Consider the following 22,119-nt stretch of genomic DNA (forward strand, 5'->3'; position numbering starts at 1 on the left):
GCGGCTCGCGCACTGTCCGCCGCGTCACCAGGGGCCTGGATCTCGCACGTCACGGCCGCCAGGCTTCGATGTCAGCTCTTGCCACCGTGGCTCTCGGATTCTGAGGAGCTGCACCTGAGCAAGCCACGGGTGCTGCCAGAGGTCCGGCGCAAGGGCATCGTCGGCCACACGGTCCTGGCTTGGGAGGACGAAGTCGAAACGGCGGACGGCATCCGGATCAGCACGCGACCCCGGACGTGGCTCGACCTCGCACGGCGGTTGAACCTGTCCGAACTGGTCTGCATGGGCGACGAGCTCGTTAGGGTTCCCCGGTTCGGCTTGGAGGGCAGGAGCGAGCCCTTCGCGACCGTCGATGGGCTACGTTCGATGGTGGGTCGCCACCCGAACCTGCAGGGAATCGTCCGCGCCCGGGCGGCCCTGGACCTGATGCGAGTGGGATCCGACTCAGGTCCGGAAACGTTGCTGCGCCTTGCTATGTGCGACGCCGGTCTCCCGGAGCCGGAGCTGCAGCTCGAACTGCACCCGGAAAGCCCGGTTTCCCCCACGGCTGACCTGGGCTATCGCCGCCGGCGGCTGGCTGTCCAGTACGACGGCGGGCACCACCTGCTCCCCGACCAGATCTTCAGCGACCGACGCCGTGACAAGGCCTTCGAGGCAGCAGGATGGACGGTGCTCGTCCTGACAAAAAACGACCTTGCAGACGGCTTCGCGAGCGCAACCGCCAAGATCAAACGAATCCTCCGCAGTGCGTACCTCAGCCCGTCCGCCGCTGCTGGCTTTGCCAGCCCAGCGTGAGGGACCGATCCGCCGACAACGGCCGAACGTGAGGGGGATCGGGCTGGCGCCAACCGTACGTGAGGGATCGTTTACCGACGCACCCCGGACACACGACGCTCCCGGACCAAAGGTGCGGGAGCGTCGTGTTGGAAAGCACCACAGCTGCGGGAGCGTCCGGTTGGAACACACCACAGCTGCGGGAGCGTCCGGTTGGTGGGGCGGGGTTAGCGCTCCAGGTCGCCGCGGATGAAGGCCTCGACCTTGTCACGGGCGAGGTCGTCGTTGAACTGCTCCGGCGGGGACTTCATGAAGTAGCTCGACGCGGAGAGCAGCGGGCCGCCGATGCCGCGGTCCAGGCCGATCTTGGCGGCGCGGATGGCGTCGATGATCACGCCGGCGGAGTTGGGCGAGTCCCAGACTTCCAGCTTGTATTCCAGCGACACCGGGGCGTCGCCGAAGTTCCGGCCCTCAAGCCGGACGAAGGCCCACTTGCGGTCGTCGAGCCACTGGACGTAGTCCGACGGGCCGATGTGCACATCGCGGGGCGCGATGTCGGCCTCCACGTTGGAGGTGACGGCCTGGGTCTTGGAGATCTTCTTGGACTCGAGGCGGTCGCGTTCCAGCATGTTCTTGAAGTCCATGTTGCCGCCGACGTTCAGCTGGTAGGTGCGGTCCAGGGTGACGCCGCGGTCCTCGAACAGTTTGGCCATGACGCGGTGCGTGATGGTGGCACCGATCTGGCTCTTGATGTCATCGCCCACGATCGGGACACCGGCGGCGGTGAACTTGTCCGCCCAGGCCTTGGTGCCGGCGATGAAGACCGGCAGGGCGTTGACGAAGCCCACCCCGGCGTCGATGGCGCACTGGGCGTAGAACTCCGCCGCTTCCTGCGATCCGACCGGCAGGTAGCAGACCATCACGTCGGCCTTGGCGTCCTTGAGCGCCTGGACGACGTCGACCGGCTCCTCCGTGGACTGCTCGATGGTCTCGAGGTAGTACTTGCCGAGCCCGTCAAGGGTCGGACCGCGCTGGACGGTGACACCGGTGGGCGGGACGTCGGCGATCTTGATGGTGTTGTTTTCGCTGGCCAGGATGGCGTCGGACAGATCCAGGCCCACCTTCTTGGCGTCGACGTCGAACGCGGCAACGAACTCGACGTCGTTGACGTGGTACTTGCCGAACTCGACATGCATGAGCCCCGGAATCGTGGCCTTGGGGTCGGCATCCCGGTAGTACTCAACGCCCTGGACCAGCGAAGTGGCACAGTTACCTACGCCGACGATTGCGACACGAATCGGATGTGAAGACACGGAACTCCTTTGAGAACAAACTTCATGCCCGGCGCGGGCGCGCGCTGAAGCGCTGCGGCAGCAGACGGGCACGGCGCCGTACGGCGCCCTTAGCATTCTAGTCAACGACGCCGGCGGGCTGCTTGTTCCCGCCGGCCGGCGCCGTTTTGTTACTTGCGGGCCCGGACTGCTACTTCTGGGCCCACAGATTGATGTCGGACTCGACGGCGAACTCGTCGATCGCCATCAGCTCCCCGGCGGTGAAGTCGAGGTTGTTGATCGCGGACAGGGTGTCCTCGAGCTGCCGGACGCTGGACGCGCCGACGAGCGCGGAGGTCACGGAGGAGCCCTTGCCCTGCTCGCGCAGGATCCAGGCGATGGCCATCTGCGCGAGGCTCTGCCCGCGGCCTTCGGCGATCCGGTGCAGGCCCCGCACCCGGTCCAGTTTGTCCTCCGTGATGCTGTTTTCGTCCAGCGACTTCTCCTGCGCGGCGCGTGAACCGGCCGGGATCCCGTTCAGGTACCGGTCGGTCAGCATGCCCTGCGCCAGCGGCGAGAACGCGATCGAACCCGCCCCAACCTGGTCCAGGGCCTCGTACAGGTTGGGGCTGCCGTTTTCGGTCCAGCGGTTCAGCATGGAGTAGCTCGGCTGGTGGATCAGCAGCGGGGTGCCGAGCTCCTTCAGGATCCGTGCGGCCTCGAGGGTCTGTTCCGGGGTGTAGGAGGAGATGCCGGCGTACAGGGCCTTCCCGGAGCGGACGGCCTGGTCCAGGGCGCCCATCGTCTCTTCCATCGGCGTTTCCGGGTCGGGCCGGTGGCTGTAGAAGATGTCCACGTAGTCCAGGCCCATGCGGTTCAGCGACTGGTCCAGGCTGGCGAGCAGGTATTTGCGCGAGCCCCATTCGCCGAACGGGCCCGGCCACATGTTGTAGCCGGCCTTCGTCGAGATGATGAGCTCGTCCCGGTACGGGGCGAAGTCGTCTTTGAGGTGCCGGCCGAAGTTCGTTTCGGCGGAGCCGGCAAGCGGGCCGTAGTTGTTGGCCAGGTCGAAGTGGTTGACGCCAAGGTCGAAGGCCCGGCGCAGGATGGCGCGCTGGGTTTCGAAGGGCTTGTCGTCGCCGAAGTTGTGCCACAGGCCCAGCGAAATGGCCGGGAGCTTCAGCCCGCTGCGGCCCACGCGGCGGTACGGCATGGAGTCATAACGGGTTTCTGCTGCAACGTATGTCATACGAACTGTCCTGTCCTATTTCGAGATGATGGCGGCGCTGTGGCCGGGCAGGTCGAGCTGGCTGCCGTCGAGACGCACGCCGCCGTCGGTGGCCAGCGCGATCGAGGCACCGGCCACGGCGAGCCTGCGCGGTTCTGCGGAGAAGTTCATCGCCACCTCCACGCTGCCCCGGCGCAGGCGGAGCCAGCGGTCGGCCTCGCTGAAGGCCACCGCGGTGTCCTCGAACCCGAGGCCCGCGAGCTCCGGCGTCGAGCGCCGCAGCGCGATCAGCTGCCGGTACAGCGCCAGCAGGCGGGCGTGGTCACCCTCGACGGCCTCGGCCCAGTTGAGCCTGGAGCGGGTGAAGGTCTCCGGGTCCTGCGGGTCGGGCACGACGGCGGGGTCCCAGCCCATCCGCTCGAACTCCCTGATCCGGCCCTCGGCCGTGGCCTTCCCGAGTTCCGGTTCCGGGTGCGAGGTGAAGAACTGCCACGGCGTGCTGGCGCCGTATTCCTCGCCCATAAACAGCATCGCCGTGTACGGCGAGGTCAGGGTCGCGACGGCGGCGAGCGCCAGCTGCCCGTAGCCCAGGGTCTGGGAGAGCCGGTCGCCCGTGGCCCGGTTGCCGATCTGGTCGTGGTTCTGGCTGCAGACCACGAGGGCTGCCGGGTGGACCAGGGCCGTGTTGATGGGCCGGCCGTGGTGCCGTCCGCGGAAGCTGGAGTAGCTGCCGTCGTGGAAGAAGCCGTCGACCAGGACCTTCGCCAGCGCGCCGACGGAGCCGAAGTCCTCGTAGTAGCCGGTCGACTCGCCACTGACGTTGACATGGACGGCGTGATGGAAATCGTCGCTCCACTGCCCGGCCAGGCCGTAGCCGTTGACCTCCCGCGGGTAGAGCAGCCGCGGATCGTTGAGGTCGGATTCGGCGATCATCGTGGCGGGGCGTCCGGTCTCGGCGGAGACATCGTCCGCCAGCGCACCGAACTCCTCCAGCAGGTGGATGGCCCGCTCGTCCTTGAAGGCGTGCACGGCATCGAGCCGCAGCCCGTCCACGTGGTAGTCCCGCAGCCACATGGCGGCGTTCTCCAGGATGTAGCTGCGCACGATGTCGGAGCCGGGGCCGTCGAGGTTCACCGAGTCGCCCCAGGTGTTGCCCTCCCCCGATTTCAGGTACGGCCCGAAGCGGCCAAGGTAGTTCCCGCTGGGTCCGAGGTGGTTGTAGACCACGTCCTGGATCACGCCCAGCCCGGCGGCGTGGGCGGCGTCGACGAACCGCTGGTACGCGGCGGGTCCGCCGTAGCCCTCGTGCACCGCATACCAGAGGACCCCGTCGTAGCCCCAGTTGTGGGTTCCGTTGAAGCCGTTCACCGGCAGCAGCTCCACAAAGTCAATGCCGAGCTCCACCAGGTAATCGAGCTTCCCGATGGCCGCATCCAGCGTGCCCTCGGGGGTGAAGGTCCCCAGGTGCAGCTCGTAGATCACCGCTCCCTGCAGTCCGCGGCCCTGCCACTGCCCGTCCGCCCACTCATGGCTGCCGGCGTCGAAGGTCCGCGACAGGGAATGCACGCCCTCGGGCTGACGCCGGGACCGGGGGTCCGGCAGCGGTGTGGTGTCCCCGTCGAGCAGGTAGCCATAGTCCACGTCCCCGGCGGCGGGCGCGTCCGGCGCGGTCCACCAGCCGCCGCTGTGGTCGAGGCCATCCGGCCCCGAGCCGACAACACCGGCCGGTCCGGGACCGGTGATCCGGCTCATCGGGTACTCCCGGCCGTCCGCGAGCAGCGTGATGGTGTGCGCGTCGGGCGCCCAGAGGTTAAAGCGTTCGGTTCCGTGTGCAGGCAAGGTCATGGCATTCTTCCGTTCCCCAGGATGGGTTCGTCAGTCGGGGCGGTCAGGAGGTGGGCACCAGCAGCGCCACGGGGTAGTCGCGCAGGATCTCGGCCAGCGGCACCGGGCCGGCGCGGAAGGTGTTCCCCGTCAGCTCGTCCGCCATGTCCACGGCAAGGTCGACGGCGGTGTCCCGCCAGCCGCCCTGCTGCTCCAGTCCCCGGGGCAGCCGGGTGGCGAGGGTGAGCGCCCCGGCGTCCGCGGCAGTCCCGCGGTCAAAGCACACCAGGTGCCCGGCCGCCGGCCCGGTTGCCGCAACCGGACGGTAGCCGGTGAACAGCTCCGGGCGGTCCCGGCGCAGCCGCAGCGCCCGCGAGGTGACCAGCAGCTTCGCGGTTTCGTCCGTGTACGACGCCGGGCGTTCGCCGGCGTCGAGTGCTGCCAGGGCCGCGCGCCGCGCGCCGTAGTCGAACGGGCGGCGGTTGTCCGGATCCGTCAGCGAGCGGTCCCAGAACTCGGTGCCCTGGTAGACATCCGGGACCCCGGGCATGGTCAGCTGCACCAGCTTGGCGCCCAGGGAATTGACGGCGCCGCAGGGCGCCAGAAGCTCCACCAGGGAATCCAGCTCCGCCCGGACCCTGGGATGGTCGAAGACCGCGTCGACGGCCGCGGAGAGCTGCTTCTCGAAGGCCTCGTCCGGGTCCAGCCAGTCCGTTGAGTTGCCGGCCTCGCGGGCCGCCTTCATCGCGTAGTACTGGAGGCGTTCCCGGTCCGCGGGCCAGACACCGGCAATGGACTGCCAGAGCAGGTTCGCCAGCGGCCCGTCGGGCAGCGGCGCCAGTTCCTGCAGCCGGGCCAGGACGGCCTTCCATTCACCGGACAGCTCCGCGAGGACCGAGATCCTGGCACGGGTGTCTTCGCTGCGTTTGGTGTCGTGCGTGCTCAGCGTGGTCATGGAGAGCGGGAGCTCGGCCTGCCGGCGGACCATCCGGTGGTGGAATTCCTCCGGCGCCACGGAGAATTCAGTGGGATCGGCCCCGACCTCCGTCAACGTGCCCAAGCGGGTGTAACGGAAGAACGCGGTGTCTTCCACCCCCTTGGCCATAACCATGCCGGAGGTCTGCTGGAAGCGGCGCCCCAGCTCGGCACTTTCCTCCGGACCGGCGTCCAGCAGCAGCGGCAGCAGCAGCGCGACGGCGTCGGCCAGCTCGGGACGGCGGCGGACGGCTAGTGCGCACGCCTCCGTCAGGACGTCGGCACCCTCGGGCAGGTAGCTGCGGTACACCGGGAAGGCGGCGATGATCTCGGAGAGGGCGTCGGCAGCCGCGTCGACCGGGAGGCCGGCGCCGGGCGGCACCAGCCGCGCCAGCCGGAGCATCTCCGAGTGCAGGATCCCGTCCGTGATCCGGCGCTTGGTGCCCCGGATCATCTCCTCGTAGTCGGCGGGCCGGCCGCCGCGCAGTTCGGCGTCGAGGGCGTCCAGGGCTTCCTGCCCTGCGGGGTCGACAAAGAGCCGGTCCACGTCCGCGAGGGCGTCGTAGCCGGTGGTTCCGTCGCAGTCGAAACTGTCGGGAAGCACCTCCCCCGGCTCGAGGATCTTCTCGATCAGCAGGTAGCTGCCGCCCGTGACCTCGCGGAGCCGGTGCAGGTAACCTTCCGGGTCCGCCAGTCCGTCCGGGTGGTCGATCCGGAGACCGTCGACCAGCCCTTCGCGGAACCAGCGGATGACCTCGGCGTGGGCCTCATCGAAGACCTCCGGGAGTTCGACCCGGATGCCGGCGAGGCTGTTGACGGCGAAGAACCTGCGGTAGTTCAGCTCGTTGTCGGCCCGGCGCCAGCCGATCAGCTCGTAGTGCTGCCGGTCGTGGACCGCCCGGGGGTCATCGCCCTCGGTGTGGCTGCCCTCGGCGAGCGGGAAGCGGTGGTCGTAGTACCGCAGCTCCCCGTCCTTGATTTCCAGCGCGTCGACGTCGGAGTCCGAGCCCAGCACGGGGATCCGGATCCGGCCGCCGCCGAAGTCCCAGTCGACGTCGAACGCCGGGGCGTAGCGGGACTGCTGGCCCTCCTTGAGCAGGGACCACCACCACGGGTTCTGGGCGGGGGTTGCGACGCCGACATGGTTCGGCACGATGTCGACGAGCACCCCCATCCCGGCTTCCCGCGCCGCCTGTGACGCGGCGACCAGGCCCTTGGGGCCGCCACGGTCGGGGTCGATCGCGGAGGGGTCGGTGACGTCATAGCCGTGGTCCGAGCCCTTCTCCGCGGTCAGGATCGGCGAAAGGTAGATCCAGTCCACGCCGAGTGACTTCAGGTACGGCACCGTGTCGGCGGCGTCCTGGAGGGTGAAACCGGGCCGGACCTGGAGCCGGTAGGTGGAGACGGGGGTCCTCATTCGGCGGCAGCCTTCGCCGCGCTGGTCGCGGCGGCGTCGGCCTGTGCCTCCGCCATCTCCTCGAGGGCGTCCTCGTGCTCGGCCATCGAGGCCAGTGACGCGGCCGCGGAGTAATCCACCTCAACCTCGGGGCCCGAGTGGGCGCGGAGCACCACCATGGACTTGGCGGCGAGCTTCAGCACCGACCGTGCCTTGAGCGGCTCCGTGGTGTCGGCCTGGTCCGAGGTGTCCACCAGGACGTCCCAGAACGGCGAGTACTCCTCCGCCGGCAGGGTGAAGTCCACGTCCTCGTCGTGGGCGTTGAAACCGAGCAGGAAGCTGTCGTCGGTGATCCGGCGGCCGCGGGAGTCCTGTTCCTGGATGCCGTGGCCGTTGTAGAAGACGCCGATGGTGCGGCCGAAGCCGCTGTCCCAGTCCTCCGGGAGCATTTCGGTGCCGTCCGGTGTCAGCCAGACGATGTCCGGCAGTTTTTCGCCCTCGCCGCGGCGCACCGGGCGGCCGTCGAAGAAGCGGCTGCGCCGGAACGTCGGGTGGTCGTGGCGGATCTTGTTGACCACGGCGGTGAACTCCACCAGCGGCTGGTCCATGGCTTCCCAGTGGATCCAGCTCAGCTCGGAGTCCTGGCAGTAGGTGTTGTTGTTGCCTTGCTGGGTGCGGCCGAGTTCGTCACCGTGCAGCAGCATCGGGACGCCCTGCGAGAGCAGCAGGGTGGCGATGAAGTTGCGCTGCTGCCGGGCGCGGAGAGTCAGCACGCGTTCGTTGTCGGTGTCCCCTTCCTCGCCGCAGTTCCAGGACCGGTTGTGGGATTCGCCGTCGTTGTTGCCCTCGCCGTTGGCATCGTTGTGCTTCTCGTTGTAGGACACCAGGTCGCGCATGGTGAAGCCGTCGTGGGCGGTCACGAAGTTGATCGAGGCCACCGGGCGCCGCGCCGAGCTTTCGTACAGGTCCGCCGAGCCGGTCAGGCGGGACGCGAATTCGCCCAGCGTGGAGGGCTCCCCGCGCCAGAAGTCGCGGACCGTGTCGCGGTATTTTCCGTTCCATTCGGTCCACTGCGGCGGGAAGTTGCCCACCTGGTAGCCGCCGGGGCCGATGTCCCAGGGCTCGGCGATCAGCTTGACTTGGGAGACCACCGGGTCCTGCTGGATGAGTTCGAAGAAGGTGGAGAGCTTGTCGACGTCGTAGAACTCGCGGGCCAGGGTGGAGGCGAGGTCGAAGCGGAAGCCGTCGACGTGCATTTCCAGGACCCAGTAGCGCAGCGAGTCCATCAGCAGCTGGAGCGAGTGCGGGTGCCGGACGTTGAGCGAGTTGCCGGTGCCGGTGTAGTCCATGTAGTGCTTCAGGTCGTCGTCGACGAGGCGGTAGTAGGCCTGGTTGTCGATGCCCTTGAAGGAGAGCGTGGGGCCGAGGTGGTTGCCTTCCGCGGTGTGGTTGTAGACCACGTCCAGGATCACCTCGATGCCGGCCTTGTGCAGCTCGCGGACCATAGCCTTGAATTCCTGGACCTGGTGCCCGACGTCGCCGGAGGAGCTGTAGGTGTTCTGCGGGGCGAAGAAGCCGATGGTGTTGTAGCCCCAGTAGTTGTTGAGGCCCTTCTCTTCGAGGGTGCCGTCGTTGACGAACTGGTGGACCGGCATGAGCTCGATCGCGGTGACACCGAGCTTCTTGAGGTGGTCAATAACCGCCGGGTGCGACACTCCGGCGTAGGTGCCGCGCTGCTCTTCGGGAATTTCCGGGTGCAGCTCGGTCAGGCCCTTGACGTGGGCCTCATAGATCACCGATTCGTGGTACGGGATGCGCAGCAGGCGGTCACCGTCCCATTCGAAGAACGGGTTGATCACCACGCCGTGCATGGTGTGCGGGGCCGAGTCGGCGTCGTTGCGGGAGTCGGGGTCGCCGAACTCGTAGGTGAAGAGCGCCGGGTCCCAGTCGATCTGGCCCTGGATGGCCTTGGCGTACGGGTCAAGGAGCAGCTTGTTCGCGTTGAAGCGGTCGCCGTGCTCCGGCGCGTACGGGCCGTGGACCCGGTAGCCGTACTTCTGCCCCGGCTGGACGAGCGGCAGGTAGCAGTGCCACACGTAGCCGTCCACCTCGGTCAGCTCGATCCGTGTCTCGCTCAGGTCATCGGCAAGGATGCACAGCTCCACCCGTTCGGCACGTTCGCTGAACAGGGCAAAGTTGGTGCCAGTGCCGTCAAAGGTGGCTCCCAGCGGGTATGCCGTTCCGGGCCAGACTTCCATGTGTTCTCCTCGTGCATATGCGGACAATCTCTAGACAGACTACTTGTAAGTAGGGTTATCATCCCTGTCGGGACGGTTCGTGCGGTCGGCGTTACATTCTCCGCAGCGCCTCCGGGACGGCCTCTGCTATGCCGCTCGCCGTGACCGGCGCACCTGCGGAGGCGAGGCTCCCGGCCCTTCCGTGGACGCTGGCGGCAATCGCCGCGATGCCGGCCCAACGGTCCGCGTCGGGGATGCCGCGGGAGGTGAAGGCCCCGGTGTTTTCCGCCAGTTGAGCCAGCAGGGATCCGAGCACACCGGCCAGGACATCCCCGCTGCCGGCCGTGGCCAGCCAGGGTGACGCCTCGGCCTGGCTGAAGACGGCACCTGACGGTGCGGCCACGAGTGTTGTGGCGCCCTTGAGCAGCACGGTGGCGCCGGTCAGTTCGCTGGCACGCCGGGCCGCGGCGAGGGTGACCTGCTCCACGTCGGAGCGGCCGGGTTCCTCCCCGTACCGCGCCAGCAAGGCGGCGAGTTCCCCGGCGTGCGGTGTCAGCACGAACCGTGGGGTCAGGGCCCGGGGCAGGGCGGGCAGCGCCCCGGCGTCGGCCACGACGGGAAGCCCGCTGGCGGCGGCGTCGCGGACCCGCTCCAGCTGCTCGTGGGCTGCTTCATCCAGGCCCGGGCCCAGGAGCCAGGCCTGGACGTGGGTGTCCGCGGCGCTGCCGGAGCCGCAGACGACTTCGGGGCAGGACCTCCGGACCAGGTCCGCGACGTCGGGCGGGCCGAGGTAGCGCACCATCCCGACGCCGGACGCCAGGGCGCCGCGGCAGGCGAGCACGGCGGCGCCAGGGTATTGCGCCGACCCGGCCACGACGCCCAGGACGCCGCGGGTGTACTTGTGCGAGCGGCGCTCCGGCTGGGGCAGCAGGGCGGACAGGTCCTCCGCTTCGAAGCGGCGCAGGGCCGGCTCCGGCAGGGCAGCGTCGATGCCAATCGGAATCACCAGTACCCGGCCGGTGAAGTCAGCCCCGGGATCGGCCAGCAGTCCGGCCTTGGCCGCCCCGAAAGTCACGGTCAGCTCCGCCCGGAGCACCGGGGTGTGGGCTTCTCCGGTGTCGGCGTCCACACCGCTGGGAATGTCGCAGGCCACCACCAGCCCGGGCCGGGAGCGTCCGAGCGCCTCGACCAGCTCCGCGGCCGGTCCCCGGAGCCCGCCCTGCGCACCGGTCCCCAGGACCGCGTCAATGACGACGTCGGAGCCGGCAGCGGCCGCCGCCGCAACGGGCACATTGTCCGGAGTCAGCCGGAGCACCCGGCCGCCGGCCTTTTCAAAGGCCGCGAGTCCTTCCGGGTGGGCGCCGCCCGCGGTGAGGACCGCCGTCGTCCGCATGCCGCGGCGCGCCAGCATCGCCGCCGCGAACAGTCCGTCACCGCCGTTGTTGCCCTTGCCGGCGAGCACCGTGGCGCTGGCGCCGTAGAGGCGCCTCCCGCCGGCCCGCAGTTCGCGGACCACCGCGTTGGCCAGCCCGTAGGCGGCCCGCTGCATCAGAACAGCGCCCGCACCATCGTCCAGGAAGCGCTTTTCAGCCTCTCGTATCTGGGTTCCGGTGTAGGCGCTGATCATGGTTTCAGTCCATTCGCGGTGCATTCGCTGTGGGAGTCAGGCTCTGGACAGGCTCGTAATGCTCAGCCTTCGGCGATGACCGTCGCCGTGGCGATGCCGCCGTCGTGGCTCATCGAGAGGTGCCAGCGTTTGACGCCCTTCGATTCCGCGACGGCCAGCACCGTGCCTTTGACCTGGACGGTGGGCCCGTTCTGGTCCAGCCCGATCCAGCAGTCCTGCCAGTTCATGCCCGCCGGGGCGCCGAGGACTTTGGCCACGGCCTCCTTCGCGGCAAACCGGGCAGCCAGGGAGCGCGTGTTCAGTTCGCGCTCTGCGGGGACGAACAGCCGGTCGCGCAGCCCGGGGGTGCGCTCGAGCTGCCGGCCGAACCGTTCAATGTCTACGACGTCTACGCCAATGCCAACAATCATGGCGTTATTCTACGGTCACGCTCTTGGCCAGGTTGCGAGGCTGGTCGACGTCGTAACCCTTGGCCGAGGCCAGGGCAAGGGCAAAGATCTGCAGCGGGACCGTGCTGAGCAGCGGGGCCAGCAGCGGGGGGGTCTCCGGGATGTAGAAGACGTGCTCGGCGTAGGCCTTGACGGCCTCGTCGCCCTCTTCCGCGATCACGATCGTCTTGGCGCCGCGCGCCCGGACTTCCTGGATGTTGGAGACGACCTTGGCGTGCAGCGAGTCCCTGCCCCGCGGCGAGGGGACCACCACGAAGACGGGCTGGCCCTCCTCGATCAGCGCAATCGGGCCGTGCTTGAGCTCGCCGGCGGCGAAGCCCTCGGCATGGATGTAGGCGAGTTCCTTGAGCTTGAGCGCGCCCTCCATCGCCACCGGGAAACCGACGTGGCGGCCCAGGAACAGCACGGACTTGGCGTCCGCCATGGCCGTGCCGAGTTCCTTGATCTGCGCCTCGTTGTCGAGGATCCGCTGGATCTTGGCGGGGATCTTGTTCAGGTCCGCGAGGATGTCCTTGATCTCGCCCTGGAACTTGTTGCCGCGCAGCTGGGCCAGGTAGAGGCCCAGGAGGTAGGCGGCGGTGATCTGCGCCAGGAAGGCCTTGGTGGAGGCGACGGCGATTTCCGGGCCGGCGTGGGTGTAGAGCACGGCGTCGGATTCGCGCGGGATCGTGGAGCCGTTGGTGTTGCAGATCGAGACCGTCTTGGCGCCCTGTTCCTTGGCGTAGCGGACGGCCATCAGGGTGTCCATGGTCTCCCCGGACTGGGAGATCGAGACGATCAGGGTGTTCTCGTCGACGATCGGGTCGCGGTATCGGAATTCGTGCGAGAGCTCCACCTCGGTGGCGATCCGGCACCAGTGCTCGATCGCGTACTTGGCAACCTGTCCGGCGTAGGCGGACGTGCCGCAGGCCAGGACGATGATCTTGTCGACGTTCTTGAGCAGTTCCGGATCAATCCGGAGTTCGTCAAGGGTCAGTTTGCCGTTGATGTCCGAGCGGCCCAGCAGGGTCTGCAGCACGGCGTCCGGCTGGTCGTGGATTTCCTTTTCCATAAAGGACGGGAAACCGCCCTTTTCGGCGGAGGCCGGGTCCCAGTTGACGTGGTATTCCTTGCCTTCGGCCGGGGCGCCGTAGAAGTCCGTGATTTCCACGGTGTCAGCGGTGATGGTCACGATCTGGTCCTGGCCGAGTTCGACGGCGCGCCGGGTGTAGTCGATGAAACCGGAGACGTCGGAGCCGAGGAAGTTCTCGCCCTCACCGAGGCCGACGACGAGCGGGGAGTTGCGGCGGGCCGCCACCACGATGTCGGGCTGGTCCGCGTGGATGGCGAGCAGGGTGAAGGCGCCTTCGAGGCGCTGGCAGGCAAGCTGCATGGCTTTGGTGAGGTCGCCCCGGGACGAGCCGCCGTGGACCTGGTTCCGGTAGATGTCACCCAGGAGCGCGGCGGCCACTTCGGTGTCAGTCTCAGAGTGGAAGACCACGCCCTTGCGCACGAGTTCGAGCTTGAGTTCGGCAAAGTTTTCGATGATGCCGTTGTGGATAACGGCCAGTTTGCCCTCATCGGCGAGATGCGGGTGTGCATTCTGGTCCGTCGGGCCGCCATGGGTGGCCCAGCGGGTGTGACCGATGCCGGTCAGCGATTCCGGCAGCGGGTTGGCCTCGAGTTCGGCAATCAGGTTGCTCAGTTTGCCTGACTTCTTGCGGGACGAAATGGTTCCGTCAGCCACCACGGCGATGCCTGCCGAGTCGTAGCCCCGGTATTCCAAGCGCCGCAGTCCCTCAAGGACAACGTCCAGGGCATTGTGTCCAGTATTTACTCGGCCAGCAGAGTGGCCCACATATCCAACGATTCCACACATGGACTCAAGCCTAGCGGGTTTCCCGGACAGCGGACGTAGGATGAACGGCCGCAAGACGCTGTTCGCTGCCCGCGCGGCACGTCCCGGGGACCCGTCATTTCGCTCTCGGCCCGGCGGGGGGCAGAATCTCTAGGGTGACTTTGCAACGCAATGAAGCGAACGGCGACGGCGCCTCCCCGTTCGTGGAGCTGGACCGGCAGACCTGGTCCCGGCTCGCTGCCCAGATGGAACAGCCCCTCAACCGGGAGGACGTGCTGCGCCTCCGCGGCCTCGGCGATCCCCTTGATCTGAAGGAAGTCCGCGACGTCTACCTCCCGCTGTCCCGGCTGCTGCACCTGTATGTCGAGGCGGCAGGCCAGCTCCACGCGGCCACCACCACGTTCCTCGGCGAGCAGACCCAGCGCACGCCGTTCGTGATCGGCGTCGCCGGTTCGGTGGCCGTGGGCAAGTCGACCATCGCCCGCGTGCTCCGCGAGATGCTCCGCCGCTGGCCCGGCACCCCCAATGTTGAACTGATCACCACCGACGGCTTCCTGTACCCGCTGGCGGAACTCAAGCGACGGCAGCTCCTGGAGCGCAAGGGATTCCCCGAGTCCTACGACCGGCGTGCCCTGCTCCGCTTCGTGAGCGAGGTCAAGGGCGGCGCCGAGGAAGTCCGGGCGCCCTGGTATTCCCACGTGACCTACGACATCGTCCCCGGCAAGGAAGTGGTGGTGCGCCGCCCCGACGTGCTGATCGTTGAGGGGCTGAACGTCCTGGCGCCGGCCCGGCCCCGGCATGACGGCCGGCAGGGCCTGGCCGTGAGTGACTTCTTCGATTTTTCCATCTATGTTGATGCCAAAACGTCCTATATAGAGGAGTGGTACGTGGACCGCTTCCGCAAACTGCGGACCACCGCGTTCGCGCAGCCGGAGTCGTACTTCCACCGCTACGCCACGCTCTCGGACGCCGAGGCGGAAGAGACCGCACGCGAGATCTGGAAGCGCATCAACGAACCGAACCTTGAGGAAAACGTGCTCCCCACCCGCGGCCGCGCGCAGCTGGTCCTCACCAAGGACTCGGACCATTCCATCCGCCGTATGCTGCTGCGCAAGGTCTAGCACAGGTGTGCTACGACGCGTCCGCTGTGTCTCCCGGGGTGCCGGACTCCGCCGCCGGAACCTCCAGCAGGCGGGCATTCAGCCGCCTGCTGCTGGCTGGATCCGGGCTCGCAGCCCTGAGCGCCTGCGTCCCCGAAGCCGCCCGGCCGACGTCGTCGGCCTCGGCTTCCCCGTCCGTGTCGGCGGCTCTCAGCGCGATGCCGTCCGCCACCGCAGGGGGCACGCCGTCCATTGAGCCCGCGCCGGACAGTCCCGCCGCGCCGGCGCCGGAGACGGTTCCCCCGGCACCCTCCGCTGCCGCGCCCGCGCACTCGCTCTCCGACCCGGCGAGCCCCTGGGTGGTCGTGAACAAGCACCGGCCGCTCTCCCCCGCCGACTACGTGCCGGCCGACCTGGTGCAGCCACGCGTGCGCCTTGCCACCTCCGGCGAGGCGGCGCTGCTCAACAGCACGACGGCGGCCGCCGCGGAGCGGATGTTCGCCGCGGCCGCAGCCGCCGGCGTCGTCATGACCCTCGCGAGCGGTTACCGGTCCTTCAACACCCAGGCCGCCACGTACAACCGCTACGTCCAGTCGGAGGGCCAGGCCGCGGCGGACACCGCCTCAGCGCGGCCCGGCTACTCGGAACACCAGACGGGCTGGTCCTTCGACATCGGCGACGGCAGCGGACGGGACAGTTTCACTCCGGCGTTCGCCAATCAGCCGGCAGCGGTCTGGGCGAAAGCCAATGCCCACCTCTTCGGTTTCGTGGTGCGTTATCCGTGGATGTTCCATGAGATCACCGGCTACTATTACGAGCCCTGGCACCTGCGCTACGTGGGCGTGGAGGCCGCGGGCGAGATGGACTCCCGGGGCATCGCGACCCTCGAGCAGTACTTCGGGCTCGAGGCGGCACCGGCCTACCTGTAGCGGCACGGCTTGGGAGGCCCTGGGAGCCCCCGTGAGTGCCCGGGACATCGGCGTTCACCCCGACACAGAACACGGCGCTTATTACCTCCGCGACACGGCGTGTTCACGCGGCTGGGATAGCTTGGGGACATGTTGACAGGATTCAAGAGCTTTATTCTCAAAGGCAACGTCGTGGACCTTGCCGTCGCGGTCGTTATCGGTGCCGCGTTTGGCGCCGTGGTAACGGCACTGGTCCAGAGCGTGCTGATGCCGTTTGTCGCAGGTGTGGTTGGTTCGCCCAACTTCGACAGCTTCGCCCTCGTCACCCTGAACGGCAATGACATCAGGTTCGGGGTGTTGCTGACGGCGATCGTCAACTTCCTCCTCGTCGCGGGCGCCATCTACTTCGTCGTCGTCGTTCCCATGAACCACATGATCGAACGGCGCAACCGCCGCCTCGGCATCGACCCGGGCGTCAAGGAAGAAGCAGCCGAGGATCCGCAGATCGCGCTGCTGACCGAAATCCGAGACTCCTTGCAGCAGCGCCAGCACTAGTCCACGGCAACCCGGATGGTCATTGAATACCGGACAGTCCTTAAATACCGAACGGCCCGCCTCGAGAGGCGGGCCGTTCCTTTGCTTAAGCAGTACTGCGTAGATCCTTAGCGGACACCGCCTCCGCCCGTTCCGGCCACTCCGAACCCCATACCGGCCGGGCCACCGACATCGGCGATTGCCGCTGCGCGTGCGGCTTCAAGCTCTGCTTCGCCAAGCAGCGGGCAGCGGTGTGGGCGAAAGGCAACGCGCACCAGTTCGGCTTGGTCGTGTGCTGTCCCTGGCTGTTGCACCCGATCACCGGCCACAACAACGAGCCCTGGCACTTGCGCTTCATCGGGGTGCGGGCCGCGACGGACATGAAAGACCGCGGCATCGAGACGCTTGAAAAACACTTCGGCCTGGAAGCCCCCCGGCCTACTTGTAAGAGGCCTAGGAGGAATCTTCCGCTCCTTTTAAGGCCATCCCGGTGAGCCTGGGGACCGCGGCCAACAGGGTCAGCGGGATTGTGCCTACAAGTACCGGAGATGCCAGGACCATAGCGGGAGCTATGAGCAACGGCCACTGCTTTCGGGCACCAATCACCACCAGCGCTACAGCCAGCAGGCAACGCAGGAAGAAGCTTGTGCGGGAGTCCGGTGTGCCATCCCTATGTTCGAGAAGAAACTGCAGCCAAGCCTGCCAACCCATAGGATCCAGGGCGTAGGAAATAAAGACAATTGTCGCCAGACCGGCGGCGCCACGCTGGAGTTGGCGCCACTCGCCGCGCGCCGCGAACCATAGAAGACCGACGCCGGCCGTGACCTTCGTCAGGATGGGAAAGGACCAAATGGCTGGCTTTTGCATGCCGACAACAGCCGCGGCGGCAAGCAAAATGTAGATGTTGCCCACCACGAGCTCTGGCAGGCAGAGCATGAAAGTCGGGACCGACCACCGGAGCTTCAGAGGCTTGAGGAGCCAGCAAAGGACCACTGCTTCGAGGCAGATCCACATCGCTAGAAAGAGCTGCCAAGGGAGCAGGGCCAAGGGCCTCAGCACCGTAATGAAGGCGGGTGAGTAGAGGTATGCGTCTCTTTGGCCCGGAGCCCTCTCGTAGACAAGCTCGCCCTGGGCTGCGAGCCAATAAGCATGCGCGTCTTGCCCCAATGCCTCACTCATGACGGCTGCTTTGAGGGACATGAACGCGAAAAGCAAACCCAGGGGCCATATGAGGACAACCGCCAGCCTCATGAACAGCGGATACTTTGAAGCGAAATCAGACCAGCTTCTAGGTGACGCGTCGATGGCAAGTGCTAGCGTGCCGGAAAGTCTACCCATGACCTGATAGTGCCATATTGCGACGCCGCTGCCGCTGAAGCGCCCCCCGCCGGCCTCGTGGCGGCTTAGTCCGCGACAAGCTCCAGGGCCAGCTCGGTCCGGACCACCTGCGCAAGGCGCTCCGCGACGGCCTGGGCGGTTTCCTGCGATGCCGCCTCGACCATGACGCGGACCACCGGTTCGGTTCCGGAGGGGCGCAGGAGGACGCGGCCGGTGTCGCCAAGCTCGGCCTCGGCGAGGGCCACGGCCGCGGCGAGGGCTGCGTCACCGTTGACCCGGGTGCGGTCCACGCCCTTGACGTTGATCAGGACCTGCGGGAGCTTGGTCATCACCGTGGCCAGTTCCTTCAGCGGACGGCCCGTGAGAGCGACCTGGGCGGCGATCTGCAGTCCGGTGAGGACGCCGTCGCCGGTGGTGGCGTGGTCGGCGAAGATCACGTGTCCGGACTGCTCGCCGCCGAGGTTGAAGCCGCCTTCGCGCATCCCTTCCAGGACGTAGCGGTCGCCCACGCCTGTTTCGCGCAGGCTGATGCCGGCCTCTCGGAGTGCGATCTTGAGTCCGAGGTTGCTCATCACGGTTGCCACGAGGACGTTGTCCTTGAGCTTGCCCGAGGCTTTCAGTGCCACGGCGAGGATGGCCATGATCTCGTCGCCGTCGACGACGTTTCCTTCGTGGTCCACTGCGAGGCAGCGGTCAGCGTCGCCGTCGTGGGCAATGCCCAGGTCGGCGCCGTGGGCCAGGACTGCCTGCGTCAGCGGCCCCAGGTGGGTGGAGCCAACCCCTTCGTTGATGTTGAGTCCGTCCGGCTCGGCACCGATGAGGATCACGTCTGCACCCGCGTCCTTGAAGACCTGCGGGGAGCAGCCGCTGGCCGCGCCATGGGCGCAGTCCAGCACGACCTTGAGACCGTCCAGGCGGTGCGGGAGGGTGCCGAGCAGATGCACGATGTAGCGGTCCTCAGCGTCGGAGAAGCGCTGGATCCGGCCGACCTCGCCGCCGACCGGGCGGCGCGGCTCCTTGCCGAGCTGTTCCTCGATGGCGTTTTCCACATCGTCCGGGAGCTTCTGGCCGCCGCGGGCAAAGAACTTGATGCCGTTGTCCGGGGCGGGGTTGTGCGAGGCGGAGATCATCACGCCGAAGTCCGCGTCCAGGTCTGCCACCAGGTAGGCCGCGGCCGGGGTGGGCAGCACGCCGGCGTCATAAACGTCGATTCCGGAGCTGGAGAGCCCCGCTTCCACCGCAGCCGCAATGAACTCGCCGCTGGCGCGGGGGTCCCTGGCAACCACGGCGCGCGGCCGTGTTCCGTTCGTATTGCGGTCATGGCCAAGCACGACGGCGGCGGCCTGGGCCAGCTGCAACGCCAGTTCGGCCGTCAGCAGGCCGTTCGCCAAACCCCGGACACCATCTGTTCCAAATAATCTAGACATCGGGTCAAGTTTAGACGATCAAGGGACCGGGTCCGGCCCCGGGACCGCGTGACGGACCCGCGGCGCCGCCGGGTTGCCGGCCAGATGCCGGCGTTTGCGCTGGTTAAACGGCGAAAGCCCGCCCCGCCACAATGGGCGGAACGGGCTTTCGTGCAAGCGCCAGATGCGCTTGGAAGCGGGTTTAGCGCTTCGAGTACTGCTGAGCCTTACGGGCCTTCTTGAGACCGGCCTTCTTGCGCTCGATGACGCGGGCGTCACGGCGCAGGTAGCCGGCCTTCTTCAGGGTGGCGCGGTTGTTCTCGGTGTCAATCTCGTTCAGTGAACGGGCGATGCCGAGGCGCAGGGCGCCGGCCTGGCCGGAGATGCCGCCACCGTGGATGCGGGCAAAAACGTCGTAGGCGCCATCAAGATCGAGGATCTTGAAGGGCTCGTTGACGTCCTGCTGGTGCAGCTTGTTCGGGAAGTAGTTGGCCAGCTCGCGGCCGTTGATGATCCACTTGCCGGTGCCGGGCACGATGCGAACGCGCGCGACGGCTTCCTTGCGACGGCCAACTGCCGCGCCGGCAACCGTGAGGGCCGGGCGTTCCTTCTTGGGCGCTTCTGCTTCTGCAGGACCGCTTTCCGAGGTGTAGCTGGTCAGGTTTTCCTCAGCCACAACGGCCTCGGTGGTCAGTTCTTCGTTCTGAGCCACGATTCTCCTTGATAAAAAGTTGGTTGGTGGCCAGGACTACTGGGCGACCTGGGTGATTTCGTAAGTCTTGGGCTGCTGGGCGGCGTGGGGGTGCTCGGCACCCTTGTAGACCTTCAGCTTGCCCAGCTGCTGTGCAGCGAGGGAGTTCTTCGGGAGCATGCCCTTGATGGCCTTCTCCACGGCGCGGACCGGGTTGGACTCCAGCAGCTCCGCGTAGGTGACGGAGGTCAGGCCGCCCGGGTAACCGGAGTGGCGGTATGCGCGCTTCTGCTCCAGCTTGGCGCCGGTGAGGGCAACCTTTTCAGCGTTGATGATGATGACGAAGTCGCCCATGTCCATGTGGGACGCAAAGGTTGCCTTGTGCTTGCCGCGCAGCAGGATTGCGGTCTGGCTCGCGAGACGACCAAGGACAACGTCTGTGGCGTCAATGACGTGCCACTGGCGGTTGATATCGCCGGGCTTCGGGGTGTACGTACGCACGGTGTTTGCCTCGTTCTTGTTCTGGCGTTCTTGTTTTAGGCGTCACACGAAGGTGCACCTACTATCTATGCGCTACCGGAACAGAGGTGAGGGCTCTATGTAACCAGTAATCCTGAAGTCTCGAATGTGCACGCTGGGTAGTTATCCTGCAACCGGATTCCAAGCGGGCACGCATCATCGAGAAGGACACGCACAACGACTACCAATAATAGCGGACGACGTGTCACTGGGTCAAAATGGGGTGTCCGGATGCATTCTGCCCGCCGCCGGCCTGCCGCATCCCTGGAGGAAACGTGTTCGATACCGCCGCCGTTGGCTCCGCATCGCCGCTGTTCATTGCCGGGGTCGGCTTCGCCGGCCTGTGCCTGGGACTGATTGCCGACACTCTGGTCCGGCGCACCCTCCCCCAGCTGGCCGGCAAGGCCACCACCAGGCTGAAGATCACGACGGCGGCGGTCACCTTTTTCCTCTCGGCCCTGCTGGCATGGCGCTTCGGGAGTTCCGCCGAACTTCCCGCGTACGTATTACTTGGCATTTTCGCCGTGCCGCTGGCGCGGATCGATATTGTTCACCATTTGCTGCCGAACCGGCTTGTTGGGCCCCTGCTGGGGGCTGGCCTGGCGCTGCTTACGTTCGCTTCGCTGGCACAGGGGGCAGCCGGCGACCTGATTCGCGGACTCGCCGGGTCCGTGATCTTGTTCATTTCTTACTTAATTCTTGCCCTGACAAGCCGAAATGGCCTCGGAATGGGCGACGTGAAGCTCGCGGCACCACTTGGACTGTACTTAGGCTACCTAGGTTGGTCGCAGCTCTTCTACGGAGGAGCCCTGGCTTTCGTCGCCGGCGGCCTCGCCTCGGTGATCCTGCTGCTTAAAAACCGCGAAAACAAGCCAAAAGAGGTGGCCTACGGCCCCTCAATGCTCGCAGCCGGACTGGCCATCATCCTGCTTCTTCCGTAACACCAGCCACTGCCGCATCTCTGTCCTCGTTAGTAAGCGGACGCATCAATACAAGTAGTGCGTCCCAAGAGTTGACACAAAACTGAGTACAGCCTCCGCGAATGGCACGTAGCGCACGCGTTTCCATCCCAAAAACTCGGGTATTCCGATTCATTGCCGTGCCGTTAATTGCCGTGCCACTGTTGTCCCAACGGAACTCCGGGGGGTTTAGCAACAGGGGATTTGCTGGAATTCCGTTTCACATTCACAACTCTGGAAAAGGAACTTCAAAATGACTGGTCTCATGGTTTCAATGCTCGCATTTGTCGCCGGCGTCAAGGACAAGATGGCTTCCGACGAAAAGGGCGCAACGATGGTGGAATACGGCATCATGGTCGCCCTCATCGCTGTCATAGTCATCGCTGCTGTCGGCCCGCTTGGTACCACAATCCGCGATATGTTCGCCGGAGTCACCGCCCAGCTGTAGTCGGACTCGGACTAACGTTTGGCGGCGGAGTGCTATTTCCGCCGCCAAACCTATTAATTGGGATCAACTGAGCGAACCGGGGAGCATCGGTGTCGAATACCAAACATAACGAGCGCGGCGCGGTAGCCGTAGAAATGGCAATGATCCTGCCGCTATTGCTATTGCTAGTCATTGGAACAGTCGAGTTTGGCCGCGTTCTCAATGTCCAAGTGTCTTTGACACAAGCCGCCCGTGAAGGTGCGCGCCATGCTGCCATTAACTATGACGACGCGTCCCTTGATGTAACTGGGGCTGCTCTTGCGGCGGCACCTTCATTAGCTGGCCTGGGTGTCGGGGTCGCCAACGATGCATCTGCTTGTGCAACGGGAGCGAATGTCACCGTTACCACAAACGTGACGCTTCCCTCATTGTCCGGGTTTCTTGACGCCGGCTTTTTTGGTGGACCGGGAATATTTCCGATGGCCTTAACTGGAGTGGGAGTAATGAGATGCGGCGGTTAATAGAGGAATTGCCAGTTGACCCCCGGTTAGCTCGGGAGAATTCTGAGCCGGAGCGGGGTGCGGCAACCATCCTCGTGGCAATATTACTGGTTGCACTC

21 protein-coding genes are annotated in these 22,119 nt (G+C 66.4%); 8 read left to right on the top strand and 13 right to left on the bottom strand.

All coding sequences use genetic code 11. The annotated features are described in order from the left end of the window. Nucleotides 1-129: 129 nt before the first annotated feature. Complete coding sequence (locus tag ASPU41_RS00525; protein WP_331712767.1) at nt 130-795, top strand: endonuclease domain-containing protein; 666 nt, start codon at nt 130-132, stop codon at nt 793-795. Nucleotides 796-1,001: 206 nt separating this feature from the next. On the opposite strand, the gene ASPU41_RS00530 is transcribed toward ASPU41_RS00525, so the two are convergent. The 8 genes from ASPU41_RS00530 to glmS all read right to left on the bottom strand — a co-directional run bounded on the left by ASPU41_RS00530 (nt 1,002) and on the right by glmS (nt 13,639). Next, nucleotides 1,002-2,087, bottom strand: coding sequence for an inositol-3-phosphate synthase (locus ASPU41_RS00530; protein WP_069949252.1), 1,086 nt, complete (start codon nt 2,085-2,087; stop codon nt 1,002-1,004). 169 nt (nt 2,088-2,256) lie between these two features. Then, the gene (mgrA, locus tag ASPU41_RS00535) at nt 2,257-3,294 is read right to left on the bottom strand and encodes an L-glyceraldehyde 3-phosphate reductase (protein ID WP_069949253.1); all 1,038 of its coding nucleotides are present in this window, start codon (nt 3,292-3,294) and stop codon (nt 2,257-2,259) included. A 15-nt stretch (nt 3,295-3,309) separates the two neighbouring features. Further along, on the bottom strand, nt 3,310-5,118 hold the full coding sequence (treZ, locus tag ASPU41_RS00540) for a malto-oligosyltrehalose trehalohydrolase (RefSeq protein ID WP_069949254.1): 1,809 nt from the start codon (nt 5,116-5,118) through the stop codon (nt 3,310-3,312). Between the two features lie 43 nt (nt 5,119-5,161). After that, nucleotides 5,162-7,489 (bottom strand): malto-oligosyltrehalose synthase, encoded by a 2,328-nt coding sequence (gene treY, locus ASPU41_RS00545; protein ID WP_069949255.1) that lies wholly within the window; start codon nt 7,487-7,489, stop codon nt 5,162-5,164. Then, a complete protein-coding gene (glgX, locus tag ASPU41_RS00550; RefSeq protein ID WP_069949256.1) occupies nt 7,486-9,726 on the bottom strand; it encodes a glycogen debranching protein GlgX in 2,241 nt (746 codons plus the stop codon). The genes treY and glgX overlap by 4 nt, the downstream gene beginning before the upstream one ends. A 91-nt stretch (nt 9,727-9,817) precedes the next feature. Beyond that, nucleotides 9,818-11,332, bottom strand: coding sequence for an NAD(P)H-hydrate epimerase (locus ASPU41_RS00555; protein ID WP_069949257.1), 1,515 nt, complete (start codon nt 11,330-11,332; stop codon nt 9,818-9,820). 62 nt (nt 11,333-11,394) lie between these two features. After that, complete coding sequence (locus tag ASPU41_RS00560) at nt 11,395-11,742, bottom strand: holo-ACP synthase (RefSeq protein ID WP_024366340.1); 348 nt, start codon at nt 11,740-11,742, stop codon at nt 11,395-11,397. Nucleotides 11,743-11,746: 4 nt separating this feature from the next. Then, on the bottom strand, nt 11,747-13,639 hold the full coding sequence (gene glmS, locus ASPU41_RS00565) for a glutamine--fructose-6-phosphate transaminase (isomerizing) (RefSeq protein WP_069949258.1): 1,893 nt from the start codon (nt 13,637-13,639) through the stop codon (nt 11,747-11,749). A 134-nt stretch (nt 13,640-13,773) separates the two neighbouring features. On the opposite strand from glmS, the gene coaA reads away from it, so the two are divergent. Then, the gene (coaA, locus tag ASPU41_RS00570) at nt 13,774-14,739 is read left to right on the top strand and encodes a type I pantothenate kinase (RefSeq protein WP_083266282.1); all 966 of its coding nucleotides are present in this window, start codon (nt 13,774-13,776) and stop codon (nt 14,737-14,739) included. A gap of 10 nt (nt 14,740-14,749) precedes the next feature. On the opposite strand, the gene ASPU41_RS23915 is transcribed toward coaA, so the two are convergent. After that, nucleotides 14,750-15,091 (bottom strand): hypothetical protein, encoded by a 342-nt coding sequence (locus tag ASPU41_RS23915; RefSeq protein ID WP_442856224.1) that lies wholly within the window; start codon nt 15,089-15,091, stop codon nt 14,750-14,752. On the opposite strand from ASPU41_RS23915, the gene ASPU41_RS23920 reads away from it, so the two are divergent. From ASPU41_RS23920 to ASPU41_RS21815, 3 genes are all read left to right on the top strand, one after another. Beyond that, a complete protein-coding gene (locus tag ASPU41_RS23920; protein ID WP_442856225.1) occupies nt 15,084-15,647 on the top strand; it encodes a M15 family metallopeptidase in 564 nt (187 codons plus the stop codon). The genes ASPU41_RS23915 and ASPU41_RS23920 overlap by 8 nt on opposite strands. Nucleotides 15,648-15,776: 129 nt before the next feature. Then, complete coding sequence (mscL, locus tag ASPU41_RS00580; protein ID WP_069949260.1) at nt 15,777-16,181, top strand: large conductance mechanosensitive channel protein MscL; 405 nt, start codon at nt 15,777-15,779, stop codon at nt 16,179-16,181. A gap of 95 nt (nt 16,182-16,276) precedes the next feature. Then, nucleotides 16,277-16,654: a M15 family metallopeptidase gene (locus tag ASPU41_RS21815; RefSeq protein ID WP_083266283.1), complete on the top strand. Its 378-nt coding sequence runs from the start codon at nt 16,277-16,279 to the stop codon at nt 16,652-16,654. Here ASPU41_RS21815 and ASPU41_RS00590 read toward each other — a convergent pair. The 4 genes from ASPU41_RS00590 to rplM form a co-directional block, all read right to left on the bottom strand. Beyond that, complete coding sequence (locus ASPU41_RS00590; RefSeq protein ID WP_083266284.1) at nt 16,614-17,498, bottom strand: glycosyltransferase 87 family protein; 885 nt, start codon at nt 17,496-17,498, stop codon at nt 16,614-16,616. The genes ASPU41_RS21815 and ASPU41_RS00590 overlap by 41 nt on opposite strands. Nucleotides 17,499-17,563: 65 nt before the next feature. Next, nucleotides 17,564-18,925 (bottom strand): phosphoglucosamine mutase, encoded by a 1,362-nt coding sequence (glmM, locus tag ASPU41_RS00595; protein ID WP_069949263.1) that lies wholly within the window; start codon nt 18,923-18,925, stop codon nt 17,564-17,566. 181 nt (nt 18,926-19,106) lie between these two features. After that, nucleotides 19,107-19,616, bottom strand: a complete 510-nt coding sequence (rpsI, locus tag ASPU41_RS00600) for a 30S ribosomal protein S9 (protein WP_069949264.1) — start codon at nt 19,614-19,616, stop codon at nt 19,107-19,109. 36 nt (nt 19,617-19,652) lie between these two features. Further along, nucleotides 19,653-20,096, bottom strand: a complete 444-nt coding sequence (gene rplM, locus ASPU41_RS00605) for a 50S ribosomal protein L13 (protein ID WP_024367145.1) — start codon at nt 20,094-20,096, stop codon at nt 19,653-19,655. 293 nt (nt 20,097-20,389) lie between these two features. Between rplM and ASPU41_RS00610 the strand changes: the two genes are divergently transcribed. The 3 genes from ASPU41_RS00610 to ASPU41_RS21820 all read left to right on the top strand — a co-directional run bounded on the left by ASPU41_RS00610 (nt 20,390) and on the right by ASPU41_RS21820 (nt 22,021). Then, nucleotides 20,390-21,055 (top strand): prepilin peptidase, encoded by a 666-nt coding sequence (locus tag ASPU41_RS00610; RefSeq protein ID WP_069949265.1) that lies wholly within the window; start codon nt 20,390-20,392, stop codon nt 21,053-21,055. A gap of 271 nt (nt 21,056-21,326) precedes the next feature. Beyond that, nucleotides 21,327-21,521, top strand: a complete 195-nt coding sequence (locus tag ASPU41_RS00615; protein WP_069949266.1) for a Flp family type IVb pilin — start codon at nt 21,327-21,329, stop codon at nt 21,519-21,521. A gap of 89 nt (nt 21,522-21,610) precedes the next feature. Then, on the top strand, nt 21,611-22,021 hold the full coding sequence (locus ASPU41_RS21820) for a TadE/TadG family type IV pilus assembly protein (RefSeq protein WP_231941126.1): 411 nt from the start codon (nt 21,611-21,613) through the stop codon (nt 22,019-22,021). Nucleotides 22,022-22,119: the final 98 nt, after the last annotated feature.

This window comes from Arthrobacter sp. U41, from assembly GCF_001750145.1.
GTDB lineage: Bacteria > Actinomycetota > Actinomycetes > Actinomycetales > Micrococcaceae > Arthrobacter.

Excerpts from the sequence above, each read along its gene's own strand:
- mscL (WP_069949260.1), top strand. The coding sequence starts at position 15,777 with ATGTTGACAGGATTCAAGAGCTTTATTCTCAAAGGCAACGTCGTGGAC.
- mgrA (WP_069949253.1), bottom strand. The coding sequence starts at position 3,294 with ATGACATACGTTGCAGCAGAAACCCGTTATGACTCCATGCCGTACCGC.
- treY (WP_069949255.1), bottom strand. The coding sequence starts at position 7,489 with ATGAGGACCCCCGTCTCCACCTACCGGCTCCAGGTCCGGCCCGGTTTC.
- glmS (WP_069949258.1), bottom strand. The coding sequence starts at position 13,639 with ATGTGTGGAATCGTTGGATATGTGGGCCACTCTGCTGGCCGAGTAAAT.
- ASPU41_RS00555 (WP_069949257.1), bottom strand. The coding sequence starts at position 11,332 with ATGATCAGCGCCTACACCGGAACCCAGATACGAGAGGCTGAAAAGCGC.
- ASPU41_RS00590 (WP_083266284.1), bottom strand. The coding sequence starts at position 17,498 with ATGGGTAGACTTTCCGGCACGCTAGCACTTGCCATCGACGCGTCACCT.
- treZ (WP_069949254.1), bottom strand. The coding sequence starts at position 5,118 with ATGACCTTGCCTGCACACGGAACCGAACGCTTTAACCTCTGGGCGCCC.
- glmM (WP_069949263.1), bottom strand. The coding sequence starts at position 18,925 with ATGTCTAGATTATTTGGAACAGATGGTGTCCGGGGTTTGGCGAACGGC.
- glgX (WP_069949256.1), bottom strand. The coding sequence starts at position 9,726 with ATGGAAGTCTGGCCCGGAACGGCATACCCGCTGGGAGCCACCTTTGAC.
- ASPU41_RS00615 (WP_069949266.1), top strand. The coding sequence starts at position 21,327 with ATGACTGGTCTCATGGTTTCAATGCTCGCATTTGTCGCCGGCGTCAAG.
- ASPU41_RS00560 (WP_024366340.1), bottom strand. The coding sequence starts at position 11,742 with ATGATTGTTGGCATTGGCGTAGACGTCGTAGACATTGAACGGTTCGGC.